Source organism: Marinomonas sp. A3A (assembly GCF_018336955.1).
Lineage (GTDB): Bacteria > Pseudomonadota > Gammaproteobacteria > Pseudomonadales > Marinomonadaceae > Marinomonas > Marinomonas lutimaris.
Genome location: NZ_CP025532.1, coordinates 3488795 through 3506945, shown reverse-complemented (window position 1 = coordinate 3506945; position 18151 = coordinate 3488795). Strand labels below are relative to the sequence as shown.

Annotated in this window: 16 protein-coding genes; 12 read left to right on the top strand and 4 right to left on the bottom strand. The window is 44.3% G+C overall.

Features of this window, described 5'->3' with window-relative positions; genetic code table 11:
* Window positions 1–32 precede the first annotated feature (32 nt).
* The 3 genes from CYL31_RS16400 (at window position 33) to yjfF (ending at window position 3659) form a co-directional block, all read left to right on the top strand.
* Window positions 33–1586 carry a sugar ABC transporter ATP-binding protein gene (locus CYL31_RS16400; RefSeq protein ID WP_212916243.1) on the top strand — a complete coding sequence of 518 codons (1554 nt, stop codon included), beginning with the start codon at window positions 33–35 and terminating at the stop codon, window positions 1584–1586.
* Between the two features lie 64 nt (window positions 1587–1650).
* The gene (locus CYL31_RS16395; protein ID WP_212916242.1) at window positions 1651–2694 is read left to right on the top strand and encodes an ABC transporter permease; all 1044 of its coding nucleotides are present in this window, start codon (window positions 1651–1653) and stop codon (window positions 2692–2694) included.
* On the top strand, window positions 2691–3659 hold the full coding sequence (yjfF, locus tag CYL31_RS16390; protein ID WP_212916241.1) for a galactofuranose ABC transporter, permease protein YjfF: 969 nt from the start codon (window positions 2691–2693) through the stop codon (window positions 3657–3659). Before CYL31_RS16395 ends, yjfF begins: the two co-directional genes overlap by 4 nt.
* Window positions 3660–3755: 96 nt before the next feature.
* Here the strand turns inward: yjfF and galU are convergent, their stop codons facing one another.
* Both galU and CYL31_RS16380 read right to left on the bottom strand, forming a co-directional pair.
* The gene (gene galU / locus CYL31_RS16385; protein ID WP_212916240.1) at window positions 3756–4592 is read right to left on the bottom strand and encodes a UTP--glucose-1-phosphate uridylyltransferase GalU; all 837 of its coding nucleotides are present in this window, start codon (window positions 4590–4592) and stop codon (window positions 3756–3758) included.
* A 93-nt stretch (window positions 4593–4685) separates the two neighbouring features.
* Complete coding sequence (locus CYL31_RS16380) at window positions 4686–5564, bottom strand: ArgP/LysG family DNA-binding transcriptional regulator (protein ID WP_212916239.1); 879 nt, start codon at window positions 5562–5564, stop codon at window positions 4686–4688.
* A 143-nt stretch (window positions 5565–5707) separates the two neighbouring features.
* Between CYL31_RS16380 and CYL31_RS16375 the strand changes: the two genes are divergently transcribed.
* A complete protein-coding gene (locus tag CYL31_RS16375) occupies window positions 5708–6316 on the top strand; it encodes a LysE/ArgO family amino acid transporter (RefSeq protein WP_212916238.1) in 609 nt (202 codons plus the stop codon).
* A gap of 32 nt (window positions 6317–6348) precedes the next feature.
* On the opposite strand, the gene CYL31_RS16370 is transcribed toward CYL31_RS16375, so the two are convergent.
* Entirely contained in the window at window positions 6349–7635 is a 1287-nt protein-coding gene (locus tag CYL31_RS16370) for an MFS transporter (protein ID WP_212916237.1), read from the bottom strand.
* A gap of 293 nt (window positions 7636–7928) precedes the next feature.
* Here CYL31_RS16370 and CYL31_RS16365 point away from each other — a divergent pair, with 293 nt between their 5' ends.
* Both CYL31_RS16365 and CYL31_RS16360 read left to right on the top strand, forming a co-directional pair.
* Window positions 7929–9416, top strand: a complete 1488-nt coding sequence (locus tag CYL31_RS16365; RefSeq protein ID WP_212916236.1) for an aldehyde dehydrogenase — start codon at window positions 7929–7931, stop codon at window positions 9414–9416.
* A gap of 45 nt (window positions 9417–9461) precedes the next feature.
* Window positions 9462–10745 carry an NAD(P)/FAD-dependent oxidoreductase gene (locus CYL31_RS16360; protein ID WP_212916235.1) on the top strand — a complete coding sequence of 428 codons (1284 nt, stop codon included), beginning with the start codon at window positions 9462–9464 and terminating at the stop codon, window positions 10743–10745.
* A gap of 37 nt (window positions 10746–10782) precedes the next feature.
* On the opposite strand, the gene CYL31_RS16355 is transcribed toward CYL31_RS16360, so the two are convergent.
* Window positions 10783–11607: a response regulator transcription factor gene (locus CYL31_RS16355; RefSeq protein WP_212916234.1), complete on the bottom strand. Its 825-nt coding sequence runs from the start codon at window positions 11605–11607 to the stop codon at window positions 10783–10785.
* Window positions 11608–11968: 361 nt separating this feature from the next.
* On the opposite strand from CYL31_RS16355, the gene CYL31_RS16350 reads away from it, so the two are divergent.
* From CYL31_RS16350 to CYL31_RS16325, 6 genes are all read left to right on the top strand, one after another.
* Window positions 11969–13303, top strand: coding sequence for a glutamine synthetase family protein (locus tag CYL31_RS16350; RefSeq protein ID WP_072841108.1), 1335 nt, complete (start codon window positions 11969–11971; stop codon window positions 13301–13303).
* Between the two features lie 66 nt (window positions 13304–13369).
* Entirely contained in the window at window positions 13370–14455 is a 1086-nt protein-coding gene (locus tag CYL31_RS16345; RefSeq protein WP_212916233.1) for a polyamine ABC transporter substrate-binding protein, read from the top strand.
* A gap of 68 nt (window positions 14456–14523) precedes the next feature.
* The gene (locus CYL31_RS16340; protein WP_212916232.1) at window positions 14524–15678 is read left to right on the top strand and encodes an ABC transporter ATP-binding protein; all 1155 of its coding nucleotides are present in this window, start codon (window positions 14524–14526) and stop codon (window positions 15676–15678) included.
* Window positions 15675–16565 carry an ABC transporter permease subunit gene (locus CYL31_RS16335; protein ID WP_212916231.1) on the top strand — a complete coding sequence of 297 codons (891 nt, stop codon included), beginning with the start codon at window positions 15675–15677 and terminating at the stop codon, window positions 16563–16565. The genes CYL31_RS16340 and CYL31_RS16335 overlap by 4 nt, the downstream gene beginning before the upstream one ends.
* Window positions 16562–17380: an ABC transporter permease subunit gene (locus CYL31_RS16330; RefSeq protein ID WP_212916230.1), complete on the top strand. Its 819-nt coding sequence runs from the start codon at window positions 16562–16564 to the stop codon at window positions 17378–17380. The genes CYL31_RS16335 and CYL31_RS16330 overlap by 4 nt, the downstream gene beginning before the upstream one ends.
* A gap of 35 nt (window positions 17381–17415) precedes the next feature.
* A complete protein-coding gene (locus CYL31_RS16325; protein ID WP_212916229.1) occupies window positions 17416–18126 on the top strand; it encodes a glutamine amidotransferase-related protein in 711 nt (236 codons plus the stop codon).
* Window positions 18127–18151 lie beyond the last annotated feature (25 nt).

Here is an 18151-nt window from a genome sequence, read left to right as displayed (position 1 = left end):
TTGTTTTATGTTAGCGGAACGGAGACGGCGTTATGTCGCAATTAGTTAATGAAACCTTGATGGTCAAAGAGACGGTCGAGGCAGCGCAGAGCGCAGTTAGCCCCTTGCTCGAAATCAAACATCTATCTAAATCTTTTACCGGCGTTCAAGCTCTGAATGATGTGTCTTTACAGATTCAACAGGGAGAGATTCGCGCTTTACTGGGTGAAAATGGTGCCGGTAAATCTACTCTTATTAAGGTGCTGACAGGTGTTTATCCGCGAGATGGTGGTGAGATTCTATTAGATGGCAGCTTGATCAGTGCTTCTGATAGCGGCCATGCCCAGCGCTTGGGAATAAGTACGGTTTATCAAGAAGTGAACCTTATTCCTACCATGTCTGTGATGGAAAACCTGACATTACAGCATCAAGAAAAAACCTTTGGTCTGATTAGCTGGAAGAAAGCCGAAATCCGCGCCCGAGAGTTATTAGCGCAAGTGGGTTTAGACATAGATCCATTACGTCAGTTAGATACTTATTCTATTGCGATTCAGCAATTAGTTGCCATTGCCCGAGCGTTAAGTACGCAAGCGAAAATGCTGATTTTAGATGAGCCGACAGCCAGTTTAGACAGTGATGAAATCAAGCAGCTGTTTGACTTAATGGCACGTCTGAAATCTGAAGGCTTAGGTATTATTTTCGTAACGCACTTTTTAGATCAGGTTTACAGTATTACCGATAGCATCACTGTTCTACGCAATGGGGAGTGCATTGGTACTTTTAAAACCGCCGAGTTATCGCGTTCAGATCTCGTCAGTCACATGGTGGGGAAATCCTTAGAAGATCTTGCGCCAACTGCCCATGACCACTCTATTAAAAGAGAGCGTACTGAGCTTCTACAGTTAAATAATGTCGGCAAACAACGCTACCTTCAGCCGTTAGATTTGAGTATTGCCGCAGGGGAGATTGTTGGTGTGGCGGGCTTATTAGGTTCTGGTCGTACTGAGCTTTGTGAATTGGCTTATGGCTCGGTGAAGCCGGATCAAGGCGATGTCACGCTTGGTAAGCATTCACTGACTAAGTCTTCTTTGCGTCGTGCGATTCAAGTCGGCATGGGGTATTGCCCAGAAGACCGTAAGCAAGACGGCATCGTGGCGGAATTGAGCGTTAGGGAAAACATGATCCTTGCGTTGCAAGCGAGTAAAGGTTGGTGGTCGCCGATTTCCATGGCAGAGCAGCAAAAGCTAGTGGAAGAAATGATCCAGCGTTTGGCGATAAAAACGCCTGACATGGACAAACCTATTGGCGAGTTAAGCGGAGGGAATCAGCAAAAAGTCATTCTTGCCCGTTGGTTGATTACGCATCCGGCCTTGCTGATATTAGACGAGCCAACACGCGGTATTGATATCGGCGCTCACCACGAAATTATCCAGATCATTAAAGAGCTATGTGAGCAGGGCATGGGCTTGTTAGTTGCCTCTTCCGAGCTGGAAGAGTTGGTCATGTTTGCTCATCGCGTGGTGGTGATGAAAGACCATCACAAGGTATCTGAGCTTCATGGTGATGAGGTTTCAGAGCAAGCGATATTGCGCACGATTGCGAGCTAAAAGTCTCATTGTAAATCTCTCGATTAATCTCTTTTATAAGCCAGTATTCAAAGTAGTTGTTCCTATGAAAAAGCATAATTTTCTGCATAAACATCAAAAAACACTCGCTCCCTTGTTGTCGCTGGTGCTGATTATTTTGGTTACCGCATCGATAACGCCTGGGTTTTTGAGTCTCAGAATTGTAGATGGGCACCTGTTTGGTAGCCTGTTGGATATTTTGCATCGCGCAACGCCAACGGCCATTGTGGCATTAGGCATGGCGGTGGTTATCGGTACTCGCGGTATTGATTTGTCGGTAGGCGCGGTGATTGCTATTTCTGGTGCTGTGACGGCCGTATTGACGGTGAATACAGACTTTCCCGTGTGGTTGGTTATTTTATGTGCCTTGGGCACTGGAATTATCTGTGGCTTGTGGAATGGCATATTAGTGTCTGTGTTTAACATCCAACCTATTGTTGCCACGTTAATTTTGATGGTGGCTGGTCGTGGTATCGCACAGATGATTACCGAAGGACAAATCGTCACTTTCCATTCTGATGTGTTAGACGCCATTGGTAATGGCTATTTCTTAGCATTCCCTATTCGTGTATGGATTGCGATAGGCATGATTGTGCTGACGGTGTTGGTGATGCGAAAAACCGCGCTGGGGTTGTTTATTGAAGCGGTTGGCGCCAACGTGCGAGCTAGTCGTTTAGTTGGCATTGAAGCGAGATTGCTGGTGTTGTCTGCCTATGTTTTTTCCGGTTTTTGTGCGGCGATGAGCGGCATTATCCTCGCGGCGGACATTCGTGGTGCCGATGCCAATAATGCCGGGTTGTGGTTAGAACTGGATGCTATCTTAGCTGTGGTTTTGGCTGGCGCTTCGTTAGCGGGTGGACGTATTTATTTATTACTGACGATTGTTGGTGTGCTGATTATTCAAACTTTAACCACGGCGATTCTGACCAGTGGCCTACCTGCTCAATATAATTTGGTGGTGAAAGCGACCATTATTCTTGCGGTATTGTTGATTCAATCGCCTAAAACACGTCAATGGTTGTCAGGCTTCTTCTCGAAGAATAAGAATGTAGGTAAAAGTAGTACCGATAAAGGGAGCACAAGAGCATGATTAATGAACGGAATTTGCCGATATTGGCAACCTTGCTGGTTTTCATCATGCTGTATGGTTTTGGCATGTACCAATATCAAGGCTTTCGTGACACCTTGGTATTTTCAAATTTATTGACCGATAACGCATTTTTGATCATTACAGCTATTGGTATGACATTTGTTATTTTGTCTGGTGGTATCGATTTATCAGTTGGGTCCATGATCGCGTTTATCGGCGTGCTGATGGCCTATCTAATTACCAATACTGGCATGCATCCCTTGTTTGCTATTGGTATTGCTTTAGTTGTCGGCGTGGCCTTTGGTGCGATAATGGGGGTAATTATTGCGTTTTTCGAGATTCAGGCATTTATCGTTACCTTAGCGGGGATGTTTTTGTTTCGTGGTTTGGCGTATTTGATCAACCTAGACGCCGTACCGATTGATCATCCTTTTATTGCAGGGTTATACGATATTTATGTGCCGTTGCCAGGACGTGGTGGTTTGACCTTTATTGCTATGGCGATGTTGGTCTTGCTCGCGTTGGGGATATTAATAGCCCGTAGAACTCGTTTTGGGATGAGCGTGTATGCCTTGGGTGGCGACAGTCATTCTGCCGCTTTGTTGGGTGTACCAGTGAAAAAGACCATTATTAAAATTTACGCCTTGAGTGGTTTTTATAGTGCTATGTCTGGGGTGATCTTTGCTATCTACACGAGCTCAGCTTATCCACTAGCGGCGGTTGGCGTGGAGTTAGATGCCATTGCTGCGGTAGTTATCGGCGGGACTTTGTTAACGGGTGGCGTGGGTTATGTATTTGGTACTTTCTTGGGGGGAATGATCCAAGGCATTATTCAAACCTTAATCACGTTTGATGGTTCGTTAAACAGCTGGTGGACAAAACTCGCGGTTGGTGGTTTGTTGTTATTCTTTATTTTGCTACAAAAAGGTATTGTGGTTTGGGTGAGAAAGCGCTCGGCGGCTTAGTGCTTTGTTGACGTAAAAAAACCAGTACTTTAGGAGTACTGGTTTTTTGTTTCTATATTTGCTCTATTTTAGTGCAATTTTTTGCCGTAGAGAAAATTACGCTTCAGTAGGGTCTTTATAAATATTTTTGTAGCAGAAGTTGGTTGCTTCAACGAAGCCGTCAACGCTACCACAGTCAAAGCGTTTGCCTTTAAATTTATAAGCTAATACACAGCCTTCTTTTGCTTGTTGCAAGATGGCGTCGGTGATTTGCACTTCGCCGTTACGGCCCGCTGGCGTATTACGGATCTTGTCAAAAATATCGGGTGTTAGAATGTAACGACCGATGATGGCAAGATTCGATGGCGCTTCTTCTTTAGACGGTTTTTCTACCATGTCGGTAACACGGTAGAGGCCTTCCATCATGGATTCACCTTGGATCACACCGTACTTATGTACTTCGTCTTCTGGTACTTCTTCGATAGCAACAATGGTGCAACGGAATTGGTTATACAGTTTAACCATTTGCGCCATAACGCCGTCGTCTTCGCCAAAGCAAAGGTCATCTGCTAGTACAACACCGAAAGCTTCATCGCCAATTAGTGGCTCGCCTGTCAGGATCGCATGACCTAGACCTAACATGTTGTTTTGACGAGTAAAAGAGAAGTTGACGTTGTCGATTAGGTAACGGATTTCATCTAGGTATTTTTCTTTGTTGGTGCCAGCGATTTGATGCTCAAGCTCGTAGCTGATATCGAAATGGTCGGCAATAGCACGCTTACCACGACCAGTCACGAAAGTTACGTTGTCCAAACCCGCTTTGACCGCTTCTTCTACACCATATTGAACCAAAGGCTTATTTACGATAGGAAGCATTTCTTTTGGCATGGATTTAGTGGCAGGCAAAAAACGTGTGCCATAACCAGCAACAGGGAATAGACATTTACGAATCATAATTTTTCCTTAAATATAGTTATGTTAAATGGCGGACCAAAAAGTGACTGTCCAAAATTAATATATAGCAGCCTGTCTTAACGAATGACTTTATTATAAAGATTCTCGTGTGACAGTTAATATCACCTTGGTTAACCTATCTAATACAGGTGAATTAAGTTTGTACCAATGCCAATAAAGAGGCAAGGCCAGACGCTTGTTTGGCAGCAAGGATACCAGTTTCTTGCTTTTTATTTTCTGTTTAATTTGAATACTAGGTACTAAAGCACAGACTGTGCCACCCATTACCAGCTCAACAAAGCCATGTGAAGATGGATACCAATGACTGTGGCTAATATCGGTTTTGACTTCTAAACACTCATTTTGATAGCGTGCCCAGAGTTCATCATGCTCGTCATAAATCAAAGATGGGGATTTTAGAACGGCCTCGGCGCTAAGGTCACCTTTTAAATGCTCTCCAATAAAACTAGGCGTGGCGACCAGTTCATAATACATATTGCCAAGAAATATTGAATCGCCACCAGACACTGGCGTACCAATTTGACTAATACAAGCGACTACTTCGCCAGTTTGTAATAAGGCGCGAGTTTTAGCTTGGTCGGCGGCTTTAATATGAAGTTTGGTGTCATCCGTCGCAGAGAACTGATTAACCACCTCGGTAAACCAAGTAGCGAGTACATCGTTGTTGACGGCAATACTTATCGGTTGAGTTGCCTGATTACCTTGAATAGCTTCTTGTAAGCCTTCTTCTAGCATGGTGACTTTATTGAAATGCGCCAGCATCTGTTCACCAAGTGGTGTGGCAACCACAGGCCTTGCGCGAATAAGTAAAGGGCGACCGCATTCTTGCTCCAAGCGTTTTATGTTTTGTGACACGGCAGATTGCGTTAGATGAAGATATTCCGCCGCTTTGTCAAAGCTTTGGAATTTCAAAACAGCATGAAGAGAGGAGAGTGCTTTATAATCCATCATAATTTTATCTAATATAACTTTAGTTTAATTAATTTTAATTTATTACCTGCTTTACGTAAGATCAAGCCACTTTTTGGAAGGAACGTTGTAAAAGATACTTTTTAGACGAAACTTTTTAGGTAATAGGTAAATTGGAGAAGATTGTGCTGGCATTTGTGAGTGGAGCGATTACGGGCGGTGGATTGATTGTCGCGGTTGGTGCGCAAAACAGTTTTTTATTAGAGCAAGCGCTGAAGCGACACTATGCGTTTCCGATTGCCTTGTTGTTTGTTTTGAGCGATGCCATTTCCATTGCGCTCGGAGCCTTTGGTTTAGGCTTGATCTTGCAAAGCCATGATTGGCTGTTGTCAGTATCTCGTTGGGCTGGCGTGGCTTTCTTGGTGTGGTTTGCCATAGGTAAATGGCGAGCGTCTTTTCAAGAAGAGCATTTGATTTTGCGGCAATACAGTAAACGTCTCGCTTTATGGCCACTGATTATGATGGGCTTTGCGGTGACTTGGCTCAATCCGCATTTTTATTTGGATACCATGATTTTAATGGGGAGCTTAGCAAACCAATGGCAAGGGGCGAAATGGGAGTTTGTTTTTGGTGGAGTTTGTGCATCTGTACTGTGGTTTTTGTCTTTGGCTTTAGTCGGAAAGCTCTGCGCCAAGTGGTTAGAAAAAGCATTGTTCTGGCGTTGGTTTAACCGCATCAATGCGATCTTAATCTGGAGTATTGCTCTTAAAATCGCCACACAACCCTTGTCATAACTGCACAAGCGTTGTGTGGTTGTTATCGGTTTTTAAAGCTTAATCTCCACTTCGTGGCTTTTTTCTTCTACTGTTGTGTTAGAAGAGTCTGCCTCGACAAGCATTTCTGCGGTTGCTACAGATGATACCGTAAGGGCAACTGGGATTTGATCCCCTTGCTCTTCGATGATCATGGCTGGTTTGCGGTTGATGCGATACAGGGCAACCAGTGCAACCGTCATATTAAGACTAGCGACAAACCAGAATAAGGCGTTTATTTGTAGCGTATCCATTAAGGCCGCCGCTATTAAAGGTCCTAACATCCCGCCAATACCGTTCAGCAATATCATGCCACTACTCGCGGAGAGGATTTGCTCTGGACGTAATTGGTCATTCATATGAGAAGAGGCAAGCGAATACATAGGGAAGGTAAATGCACCCAATGCAAACATGCCGACCATCATTAATATTTGGCTATTTATTACGCCACCTAGCGGCACAATAAAGGCTACTAATGCGCCGACAACGCCAACCCAAAGTATGGTGACACGACGATCTTGGCGATCAGATAATTTCCCTATTGGCCATTGTAGTAACATCCCGCCTACATAACTTGCGCCAATAAAAATCGAAATCTCAGCAATGTTCAAGCCGATGGTTTTGGCATAGAGTGCGCCTAGACCTAATAGTGCCCCCGAGGTTGCCCCAGCAATGGTGACACCTGTAACACCGAGTGGTGCGGTTTTAATCAAACCAAGAATATTGAGTTTTTCCGGCACGTTGATGGTGGGAGATGGCGTTCGAACCAACAATAACGGCACAACAGCTAAAGAAATTAATACTGAGGTCAAGATGAACAAACCGTAACCGCTAGGAGACGATAGGTTTAATAATAGCTGACTGATGGTTTGGCTTGCCCAAATTTCGATAATATAAATCGAAAATAAACGACCGCGGGTTTTGTTGGTTGCGATATCGTTTAGCCAGCTTTCGGTAACAATAAATAGACCTGCGTAACACAAGCCTGTGCCCATTCGCATTAACATCCAGAACCATGGGTTAACCACAACCGATTGCATCAAAATGGTAATAGAAGCTAAAGATGCCACAGCGGCAAAGACTCGAATATGGCCCACATTTTTGACCCAGTTTGGCACCAAAAGGGAGCCAAGTATAAAGCCAAGATAGTAGGCGGACATAATCAAACCTGTCGCTGTCGTATTAAACCCCTCAATAGAGGCTCGAATACCGATCAGTGAGCTTTGCAAGGCGCTTGCCATGGTGAGTACAGCAATACCTATGAGCAGACTCCAGATGGGGAACAGGGTTTGCTTTAACATTCAGTGTCCTTTTGGGCTTTCTATAGTAAACATAAAATTCATAATGGGTCGGGTTGATCATTATTTCGGCTGACTATACGGATTGAGTCCCTGATTGCAATGACAAGCAGGTGATGAATTCGTATTTTTAGTCATAGAACATATCATAGCCCATAAATTGTGACGGTACGGATTGCTGCATGGCAATATCTTATGCAAATCACATACCTCCTAAGGGATATGGTGTTTTATTATCTTGCTCAGTTAGTTTAGACAATAGAGCGAAAAATGAACCATTTAAGAAAGGACATAACATGAAAACCTATCAAGAATGGCAAGCGTTGCGAGCCACCGTTAAGGTGCCATATGACGCTTACATCAATGGACAATTTGTTGCTGCGCAAAGCGGCGAGACATTCGATTGCATCAATCCAAGCGATGAATCATTACTTGCTAAGGTGGCTAGCTGCGACAGCGCCGATGTTGATCTTGCTGTGGCTGCGGCAAAGCAAACCTTCAAAAGCGGTGTTTGGTCGGAATTGGCGCCGGGCAAACGCAAGCGTATTTTGCAAAAATGGGCGGACTTGTTGGAACAGCATCAAGATGAGCTAGCCTTGATTGATACCCTCGACATGGGGAAATCTATTTCCGAGATGGTCGGCATTGATGTGCCTGATTCGCTTGATTGTTTGCGTTGGTCGGCAGAATGCATTGATAAACTCTATGGCGAAATTGCCCCAACGAATCCACAGAACCTTGCCTTAATTAGCCGCGAACCGTTAGGTGTGGTTGCTATTATTACACCGTGGAATTATCCGCTGATGATGGTAATGTGGAAAATTGCGCCTGCGCTTGCCGCAGGCAATAGTGTCATTCTGAAACCTTCCGAAAAATCACCATTAAGTGCGTTACGCATTGCGCAATTAGCGACTGAAGCTGGAATGCCTGATGGTGTGTTTAATGTGTTGCCAGGGTTTGGTCATACGGCGGGCAAGGCGCTGGCGTTACATCATGATATTGGCACCTTGGCGTTTACTGGTTCTAGTCGTGTGGCTGGCATGTTGATGCAGTACGCAGGTCAATCCAATATGAAGCGTGTTTGGCTGGAAGCGGGTGGCAAATCGCCTTGTTTGGTGTTTGATGATTGCAAAGATATAAAAGCCGCAGCCAAAGGCGCTGCAACAGCGATTTTCACCAACCAAGGAGAAGTCTGCATTGCTTGCTCGCGTTTGTATTTGCACAGCAGTATCAAAGAGGAATTTATGGTCGAGCTACTAAAAGCTGCCCGTGAATATGTGCCAGCAGATCCACTCGATCCAGCGACGAAAATGGGGCCAATGGTCGACAAAGCCCAGTTTGATACCGTGTCAGGTTTTATCCAAAGTGCTATTGATGACGGTGCAACGCTAGAACTTGGTGGCGTGCCTGAGTATCAGCAAGGTAAAGGCTTCTTTATGAATCCGACGATTTTCTCCGATGCTGATCACACGATGCGTTTCGTGCAAGAAGAAGTATTTGGTCCTGTGTTGGCGGTGATGACCTTTGAAACGGAAGAGGAAGCCATTGAGCTTGCCAACGACTCTAAATATGGCTTAGGCGCGGCGATTTGGACCAATGATTTGTCTCGCGCTCATCGCGTTAGTCGCAAGCTTGAATCTGGCATGGTGTGGGTAAATACCTGGGGTGATGGCGATACAACCGTGCCGTTTGGTGGTGTGAAAGCGTCGGGTAATGGCCGTGATAAGTCTTGGCATGCGCTCGAAAAATACACCGAAATCAAAAACACTTGGATACGTCTTTAATCATAATGGTTAAAGATTAATGCTTTCGAAAGGAGTACCTAGTTTATGCCTTCACCAAGTCATGTGAACTCGTATTATGCTGATTCTGCCAACGATAAGGTGTTACGTCCTCAGTTAGCGGGGGAGCAACGTTTTGACGTTTGTGTGATTGGTGCTGGATTTACGGGCATTTCCACCGCGTTGAGTTTGGCCGAAAGGGGCCATAAGGTCGTGGTATTAGAAGGCTCTCGAATTGGCTTTGGTGCTTCTGGTCGTAATGGTGGTCAGATAGTAAATAGCTTTAACCGCGACATTGACTACATTACCGCCCAATACGGTGAGGTTATTGGTGAAAAAATGGCGGCGATGGCGTTTTCGGGTCAAGCTTTGATTCGTCAACGCGTGGCTAAATACAACATAGATTGCGATTTGAAAACGGGCAATATTTTTGCTGCTTGCAATTCTAAACAGTTCGAATCGCTAAAAGCGAAAAAAGCCCTTTGGGAAGCCCATGGACATGAAGGCCTGACGCTATTGTCCGCGTCTTCTATTCAAGACCATATTGGCTCCGAACGTTATGCGGGTGGCTTGTTAGACATTCATGGTGGTCATATTCAGCCCTTGAATTTGGTCTTGGGTCAGGCGCGGGCGTTTGAATCTTTAGGTGGCGTGATTTATGAGGATTCAAAAGTCATTCGGATCGAGCAAGGCAAGCCTGCCAAAATTATTACGGAAAATGGTTCGATTGTCGCGGATACGGTTGTTGTGGCGGGAAATGCGTACGTGTTTGGTTTAATTCCAGAAGTGGAGAAAAAAGCCATGCCTTGTGGCACTCAGGTCATTGCTACTGAACCGCTTTCTAAGGATTTACAAAAGCAGTTATTGCCTACGGATCATTGTGTGGAAGACGGTAATTATTTATTGGATTATTACCGATTATCTGGCGATGGACGTTTAATTTATGGTGGTGGTACCACCTATGGCGCTCGTGAACCGGATAAAATCGAAGCGATTATTGGCCGTAAAATGCTTAAAACTTATCCTATGTTGAAAGACGTTAAGATCGATTTTGCTTGGACGGGAAATTTCTTATTAACCATGATGCGTATGCCGCAAGTAGGTAAAATTGGTGATAACCTGTATTACGCGCAAGGTTATTCGGGCCATGGTGTAACAAACTCTCATTTGATGGGAGAGATCTTGGCTGATGCGATCGAAGGGGATATTACTCGTTACGAAGTGTTTGCCAGCATGCCTCAGTATCCATTCCCAGGCGGCCGTTTATTGCGTGTGCCTTATACGGCGATGGGCGCAATGTATTATAGCTTACGAGATAAGTTAGGCATTTAATCTCTAGCGTTTATCGATCAGCGATCAGCGATCAGCGCTACGAGGCTCGTCTAGTTTCATCATGATGATCTAGATGAGTGAGAAATAACGTGAAAATTTCCGATTGTGTCGAAGTATTGAGTCGGGAGTGGATATTCTTGCGATGGACTTTCACTGTTCCCGCACTAATTTCCAATAGATCTGCAATGGATTTTGACGAATGGCCACGCAACAACAATTCCAGCACTTCCTGTTCTCTATTTGTCAGTACGCCGCGAGCAAAGGTTTTTAATGCGTAGTTTAGCGGCCCAGAGCTGGTGGTTTTCTCTACATATTCGCTTTCTTGGGATAACCAAAATTGGCAAACAAGCGCATCAATCATAGGAAAAAGGCTTTTTAGGTGATTCAGTTCGGTGCGGCGGATTGAGCCTATGGCCTTCTTTCTGCCCAATGAAATCGCGCACCTGGTGTCTTTATTTAGCGGAATGATCAGGTTAATTTCATCTACCAAGTCAAAATCGCGATAACAAGTTTGGTAGTACTCTGTATCTTCAAAGGAGTCAGGGGATAAATCTGCCAGACGGTAAATTCCTGGCGAAATTCCCATTTGAATACCATTAAAAACCGGATCTAAAAGATAGGCTTTACTCAAATAAAAGCGCAGCGCAGCACTTTGTTGTGCTGGGTCTTGTGGGTGAATCAATATGGGTTTGAGGGCTTTTTTATAAGTGATGATAGTAATGGTGTCGAAATGGCAAAGCTTGCTCAAAAAATCATCTAGCATGGCAGGGAAACTAGGTACACGCACATAGTTGGTTAGCGTGGCCAAATCCCGAATTAGCTCTGAAATAGTTGGATGTTCTAAGGTGATGTTTTTTTGCATACCTGCCTCGATTTATTTCCTGTTTGCTTCAAATTAGGGCGCTTATGTTTTGTGTTTATTTCCATCGATCCATTTTGATGCGTTTACCTATATTCTAGGGAAAGTCTTATCTTGGAAATTGATTTCTATCTCATGACAATGCAAGAAGTTGAACAATTATTTAGTTTTTATAACGACTTGCCATCATTTTTGCATATACCCACTTGGGGATAGTTACTCATAACATTTGCTTAGGGTAATGTGAAATTATTGTGATCAGGAGTGAATAAAAACAATCCATTAAAAGATCGGTATCGACACAAAGTTCAGCTTTTATTCAGCAACTTTCTAACTGTTGCCCCATTTTAGAAGAGTATTTTATATGTCGGAAATGAACGAAGGGAACACAGAGTTTGATTTATTTATTGCCGATTTAAATGGCAATCTTCGAGGTAAGCGCATTCCTGCGAGTGGTTTAGACACTGTTATGGCCCAAGGCGTTAAATTGCCGCAATCGGTTATTGGCTTTGACAACTGGGGGGATGATGTTCTTACCAATGGTTTGGTCTTTGAAACCGGAGATACCGACGGCGTTTGCATGCCTGTTTATGATGAGCCGACATCTGTGCCTTGGGCGGAATCGCCCCGAGATCAAGTGTTAGCCATGATGTTCAATATGGATGGCACGCCTTTTTATCCTGATCCACGGCAGATCCTAGTGCGTATTGTTGATCGTTATAAAGCATTAGGTCTAACGCCAGTAGTGGCGACTGAGCTGGAGTTTTATTTATTGGATGGTGAATCCGAATTTAAACGTCGTCCAGAAGAGCCAATTATTAACGATGGAAATGGTCGTAGGTTGAGCGAAACAGATTGTTATTCGATCGATGAAATGGATGGGTTGGAAGGCTTTTTTACCGAGGTTCGTGAGGCTTGCGAAGCTCAGGGAATTCCGGCTGATACGATAGTGTCAGAATTAGGTCCTGGACAGTTCGAAATTAATATGCAACACACCAATGACGCAGTATTATCCGCCGATCATGCGATCCTTTTTAAACGCCTGGTCAAAGGTGTTGCCCGTCGTCATGACTTGGGTTCCACCTTTATGGCAAAACCTTATGCCAATAAAAGCGGCAGCGGGATGCATGTGCATTTTAGTTTGCTGGATGAAACAGGCAAAAACGTATTTGATAACGGTGATGAAGATGGCTCTTTGCTGCTTCATCAAGCGGTGGCAGGTTTGTTGGATCATATGCCAGAATCTATGCTGGTATTTGCGCCACATATGAACTCTTACCGCCGTTTTCAAAATGGTGCTCATGCGCCAACTTTTGCAAGTTGGGGTTATGAGAACCGCACGGTTGCTGTACGCATACCGGAAAGCGAATGCGAGGCTCGTCGTATAGAGCATCGAGTCGCTGGTGCGGATGCGAACCCTTATCTTGTGTTGGCGGCAATATTGGGCGCAGCATTGCATGGTATAGAAGCCAAAATGTCACCGCCTGAGCCAATTATAGGGGACGCATACGCCGTTTATGAACGCTATGAAGCCTTACCAAATCGTTGGGAATTGGCGACGGAAGCGTTTAAAGACAGTGCATTTATGTGTGAATATCTTGGTGACACCTTTGTCCGAGTGTTTAGTGCGGTGAAGGAGCAAGAGCAGGAAAAAATCTATGGGCGTATTTCCGATGTGGAATACGAAGCGTACTTATAAAGTTTAAACGTTGGCTTTTGCCAATGTCATTAGCTTATTTATTAGTTAATAGTGGGAGATCCCTAAATGAAAAACAAAACGCTTGGTTTTATGCTCGCATGTGCGGCTAGCTCTGCAACACTTCACGCACAAGACGTCGTTAATATTTACAACTGGTCTGACTATATGGCACCAGGCACTTTGGAGCAGTTTACCGCTGAAACTGGCATTAAAGTGAACTACGATGTATACGACAGTAACGAAGCTTTAGAAGCCAAAATGATGGCTGGCGGTTCGGGTTACGATGTCGTTATGCCGTCGAACTCCTTTTTCGAACGCCAAGTGAAAGCGGGCGTTTATCAGACGATCGATAAAAGCAAATTAAGCAACATCGGTAATTTGGATGGCACCTTGCTTAAACAAATCGAAAAACACGATGCGGGCAACCAACACAACATTCCTTATGCTTGGGGAACAATCGGTATTGGTTACAACACGCAAATGATCGAAGAACGTTTGGGTACCAGTGATATCGATTCATGGGATATTTTATTCAACCCTGAGATTGCGGCTAAGTTGAAAGACTGTGGCATTGCGGTATTGGATTCACCAGCCGAGGTGATGTCTATCGTCAATAATTACCGTCAAGTTGATCCAAATTCAGAAGACACGAAAGAGTTGGAAGCATCGGCAAAATTGATGAGCCAAGCTCGTCCTTTTATTAAATATTTCCATTCTAGTACCTATATTTCTGATCTAGCGAATGGCGAGATTTGTGTTGCTATCGGTTATAACGGTGACATTCTTCAATCCCAAGGCCGAGCAGAAGAAGCCAATCAAGGTGTTGATATCAATTTCGTGATTCCAAAAGAAGGCACCTTGGTGTGGTTTGATTTGATGGCGATTCCAGCGGATGCACCACATCCTGCGGCGGCATTGGCATTTATTAATTATATTTTGCGCCCAGAAGTAGCTGCGTCGATTTCTAACTATGTGTATTATGCCGTGCCGAATAAAGCCGCTGAGCCATTGTTGGACGATGAAGTGGTTTCCAACAAGGGTATTTATCCTACGCAAGCTGTGAAGGATAAGCTTTATGTACAAGTTGCTCACACGGCGCGTTTTGATCGTTCTTTGACTCGTGCATGGACGAATATTAAAACAGGTCGTTAATCGACGTATCGGCGGGGCTTTCTTGCTCCGCCATTTTTTCGCTCAATCATTTGGATAGGTCGTAGGTTATGTCTGCTTTTCCCAATACTTCTACTGTACAGACGCAATCTGTGCCGACATGGCGTCAAAAAGACGCTAAGCCATTTGTGCAAATTGAACAAATCACCAAGCAATTTGGCCAGTTTACTGCGGTTAATTCGGTATCGCTTGATATTTATCGCAATGAACTTTTTTGTTTATTGGGTGGCTCAGGTTCAGGGAAAAGTACCTTGTTACGAATGTTGGCAGGATTTGAAGAGCCAACGTCCGGTCGTATTCTAATTGATGGCGTTGATATGACTGGCATTCCACCTTGGGAACGTCCGGTTAATATGATGTTTCAATCTTATGCCTTGTTCCCGCATTTATCGGTCGAAGCCAACGTGGCTTTCGGTTTGAAGCGTGAAGGGTTAAAAAGCGCAGAAGTAAATAAACGTGTTGCTGAAATTTTAGGCATGGTTCAGTTAGGCCATCTAGCGAAACGCAAACCTCACATGTTGTCTGGAGGACAGCGTCAGCGCGTTGCTTTGGCTCGTTCTTTGGTAAAGCGTCCAAAGCTTTTACTGTTAGACGAGCCATTGGGTGCTTTGGATAAAAAACTGCGTGAAGAGACTCAGTTTGAATTAATGCGTTTGCAAGATGAGTTGGGTATTACCTTTATTGTGGTCACTCATGACCAAGAGGAAGCCATGACTTTGGCAACGCGTATTGGCGTGATGAACAATGGCGACATTGTTCAGACGGCAGAACCTCATGAAGTATATGAATATCCGCAAAACCGATTTGTTGCCGAATTTATTGGAAACGTTAATTTGTTTGACGGTACTGTAATGGATGAAGAGCGGGACAGTACAACAATTCGTAGCTCGGATATCGATGGATTATTGAAAGTTGACCATGGCATTAGTGGCGCGCCGAACCAAAATGTGAGCGTGGCGATTCGTCCTGAAAAAATTCGTATTAGCCGTGAGCCAATCGATTTAGCAGTAAATGCCACAACGGGTGTGATTTCTGATGTGGCGTATATGGGCAGTCAGTCGATATTCAAAGTTCGTCTTAATTTCGGCAAAGAAATTCGCATTACTCAGCCCAATGTATCTCGCGAAATGGGCAACCGTTTAACATGGGAAGATCGCGTTTTCCTCTCTTGGGACGCGGATAGCTGCGTTGTGTTAGTAGCATGATGTTGAGTAAGCTGCGTTTGGGGCGAATGGCGGTTATTCTGGTGCCAATGTTGTGGTTGGCAGCGTTTTTCTTTATTCCTTTTTTGGTGGTGTTCAAGATCTCCCTAGCTGAAGCCATGATTGCGGTGCCGCCGTATTCACCTTTGCTGCAATGGGATTCGAGCAATGCTTATCTCACGTTTAAAGTGACGTTTGGCAACTACCTGTATTTGTTTGAATCACGCTTTTATTTGGATGCGTATTTAAGCTCGTTAAAAATAGCGGCCATATCGACGTTTTTTGCTTTGCTAATTGGTTTTCCGATAGCCTATTTGATTGCTCGCAGTCGTCCCACTATGCGGACGATTTTGCTCGCCTTGGTTATTTTGCCTTTTTGGACGTCTTTTCTATTGCGTGTTTACGCTTGGATGGCCTTGTTGAAAAAGAATGGCTTGGTTAACGATTTCTTACTGGCTACTGGCATTATTGATCAGCCAATTCAAATTCTGCAGACCGACTTTGCTGTCTATCTTGGCATTGTTTATACCTATCTACCGTTTATGATTTTGCCCTTGTATACCACTCTGGAAAAAATGGATTTAAATCTGCTTGATGCGGCGCAAGATTTAGGTGCGAAGCCTTATCAGTCATTCTTCTTGGTGACCTTGCCATTGGCGAAGCCGGGGATTATTGCTGGCTGTTTGTTAGTGTTTATTCCTGCGGTTGGGGAGTATGTGATTCCGGCCTTGTTGGGCGGATCGGATACCTTGATGATTGGCCGTGTGTTGTGGGATGAGTTCTTTTTAAATCGTGATTGGCCTTTGGCATCTGCCGTGGCGGTGGTCATGCTGATTGTTTTGGTTGGGCCAATTATGTTTATGCGAAACAGCAATAAGGAGGCCGAATGAAACAGGGCAGTTCAGTAGCTTTAAAAGTGATGGCTGGTGCGGGCTTTGTGTTTCTGTATGCGCCGATTATTGCCTTGATTGTGTATAGCTTTAATGAATCCAAACTGGTCACAGTGTGGGGCGGTTGGTCGTTAAAATGGTACGTCGAATTGTTCCGCAACGAGCAAATTATGAGTGCGGCTTGGGTAAGTCTGAAAATCGCTTTTATCAGTGCGACCTTGGCGTCTGTGTTGGGTACTTTAGCGGGTTTTGTCTTGAGTCGAATGCGTAAGTTTGCAGGCAAAGCCATGTTAACCGGTTGGGTGACAGCGCCTTTGGTGATGCCGGAAGTCATTACTGGCTTGTCTTTGCTGTTGTTATTTGTGTCTTTGGAAAATATGTTTGGCTGGCCTGCTGGTCGTGGTGTAACCACCATCGTTATCGCTCATACAACCTTTTGTTTGGCTTATGTGGCCGTGGTTGTGCAATCTCGCTTAGCTTCTTTGGATGAGACATTAGAAGAAGCGGCGATGGATCTAGGTGCCAAACCTATATCCTTGTTCTTTTTGATTACTTTGCCTTTGATTGCACCTGCGATTATCTCTGGTTGGTTGTTGTCTTTTACCTTGTCGTTGGATGACTTAGTGATTGCCAGTTTTGTTTCTGGCCCAGGTAACAGCACCTTGCCAATGGTGATTTTTTCGAAAGTCCGTTTAGGCGTGACGCCAGAAGTGAACGCTTTGGCGACCTTGATGATAGTGACGGTGTCGATTGCTGTCATCGCGGCGATTGTAATTATGCATAGACAAAATCGTTTTAAAGATACGAATAAATAGTGCTGTTTATTGAAAAACATTTTAAGGATAAATGAATGAAGATCGGTATTCTTGCTGCAGGTATTACACCTGATTCTTTACTGGGCGAGTTCCCAACCTACGCCAATATGTTTGCCGAACAGCTGGGGAAATTACAACAGGATTTTTCTTTTGTTACATATGATGTGCGTTTAGATGAGTTCCCAAATAGTGCTGAAGAATGTGATGCTTGGTTGATTACCGGATCGAAAGCCGATGCCTATTCTGATGAGCCTTGGATTCTGCGCTTGTGCACTTTGATCAAAGAAATCGATCAGTTACAGCGTCCTTTGGTCGGCATATGTTTTGGCCATCAAATCATTGCTCGTGCATTGGGCGGACGCGTTGAAAAATTCCAAGGCGGCTGGGGCGTAGGCATTCATCAATATGATATATGTGGATCTTTGCCAGTGCTTCCAGAGGCAAAAGAGCTTGCCTTGTGTGCTTTTCATCAGGATCAGGTCGTTGAAAAGCCTGCACGTGCGCGAGTGATTTTACGTTCAGAGTTTTGTGAAAATGCAGGCTTGCTTTATGAAGATCATATTTTGACTTTTCAGGGGCATCCTGAGTTTTCCAAAGTGTATGAAAAAGCCTTGGTCAATTTATACGATGGTAAGCAACTTACTCAAGAGCAAGCCAAGACAGCTTTAAATTCTCTTGAAAGCAGCGACATTCATTCTAATCAGATGATGTCGTGGATTGGTTTGTTTTTAAAGAAAGAGTCTTAAAAAATAAAGACTCTCTGTGAAACGG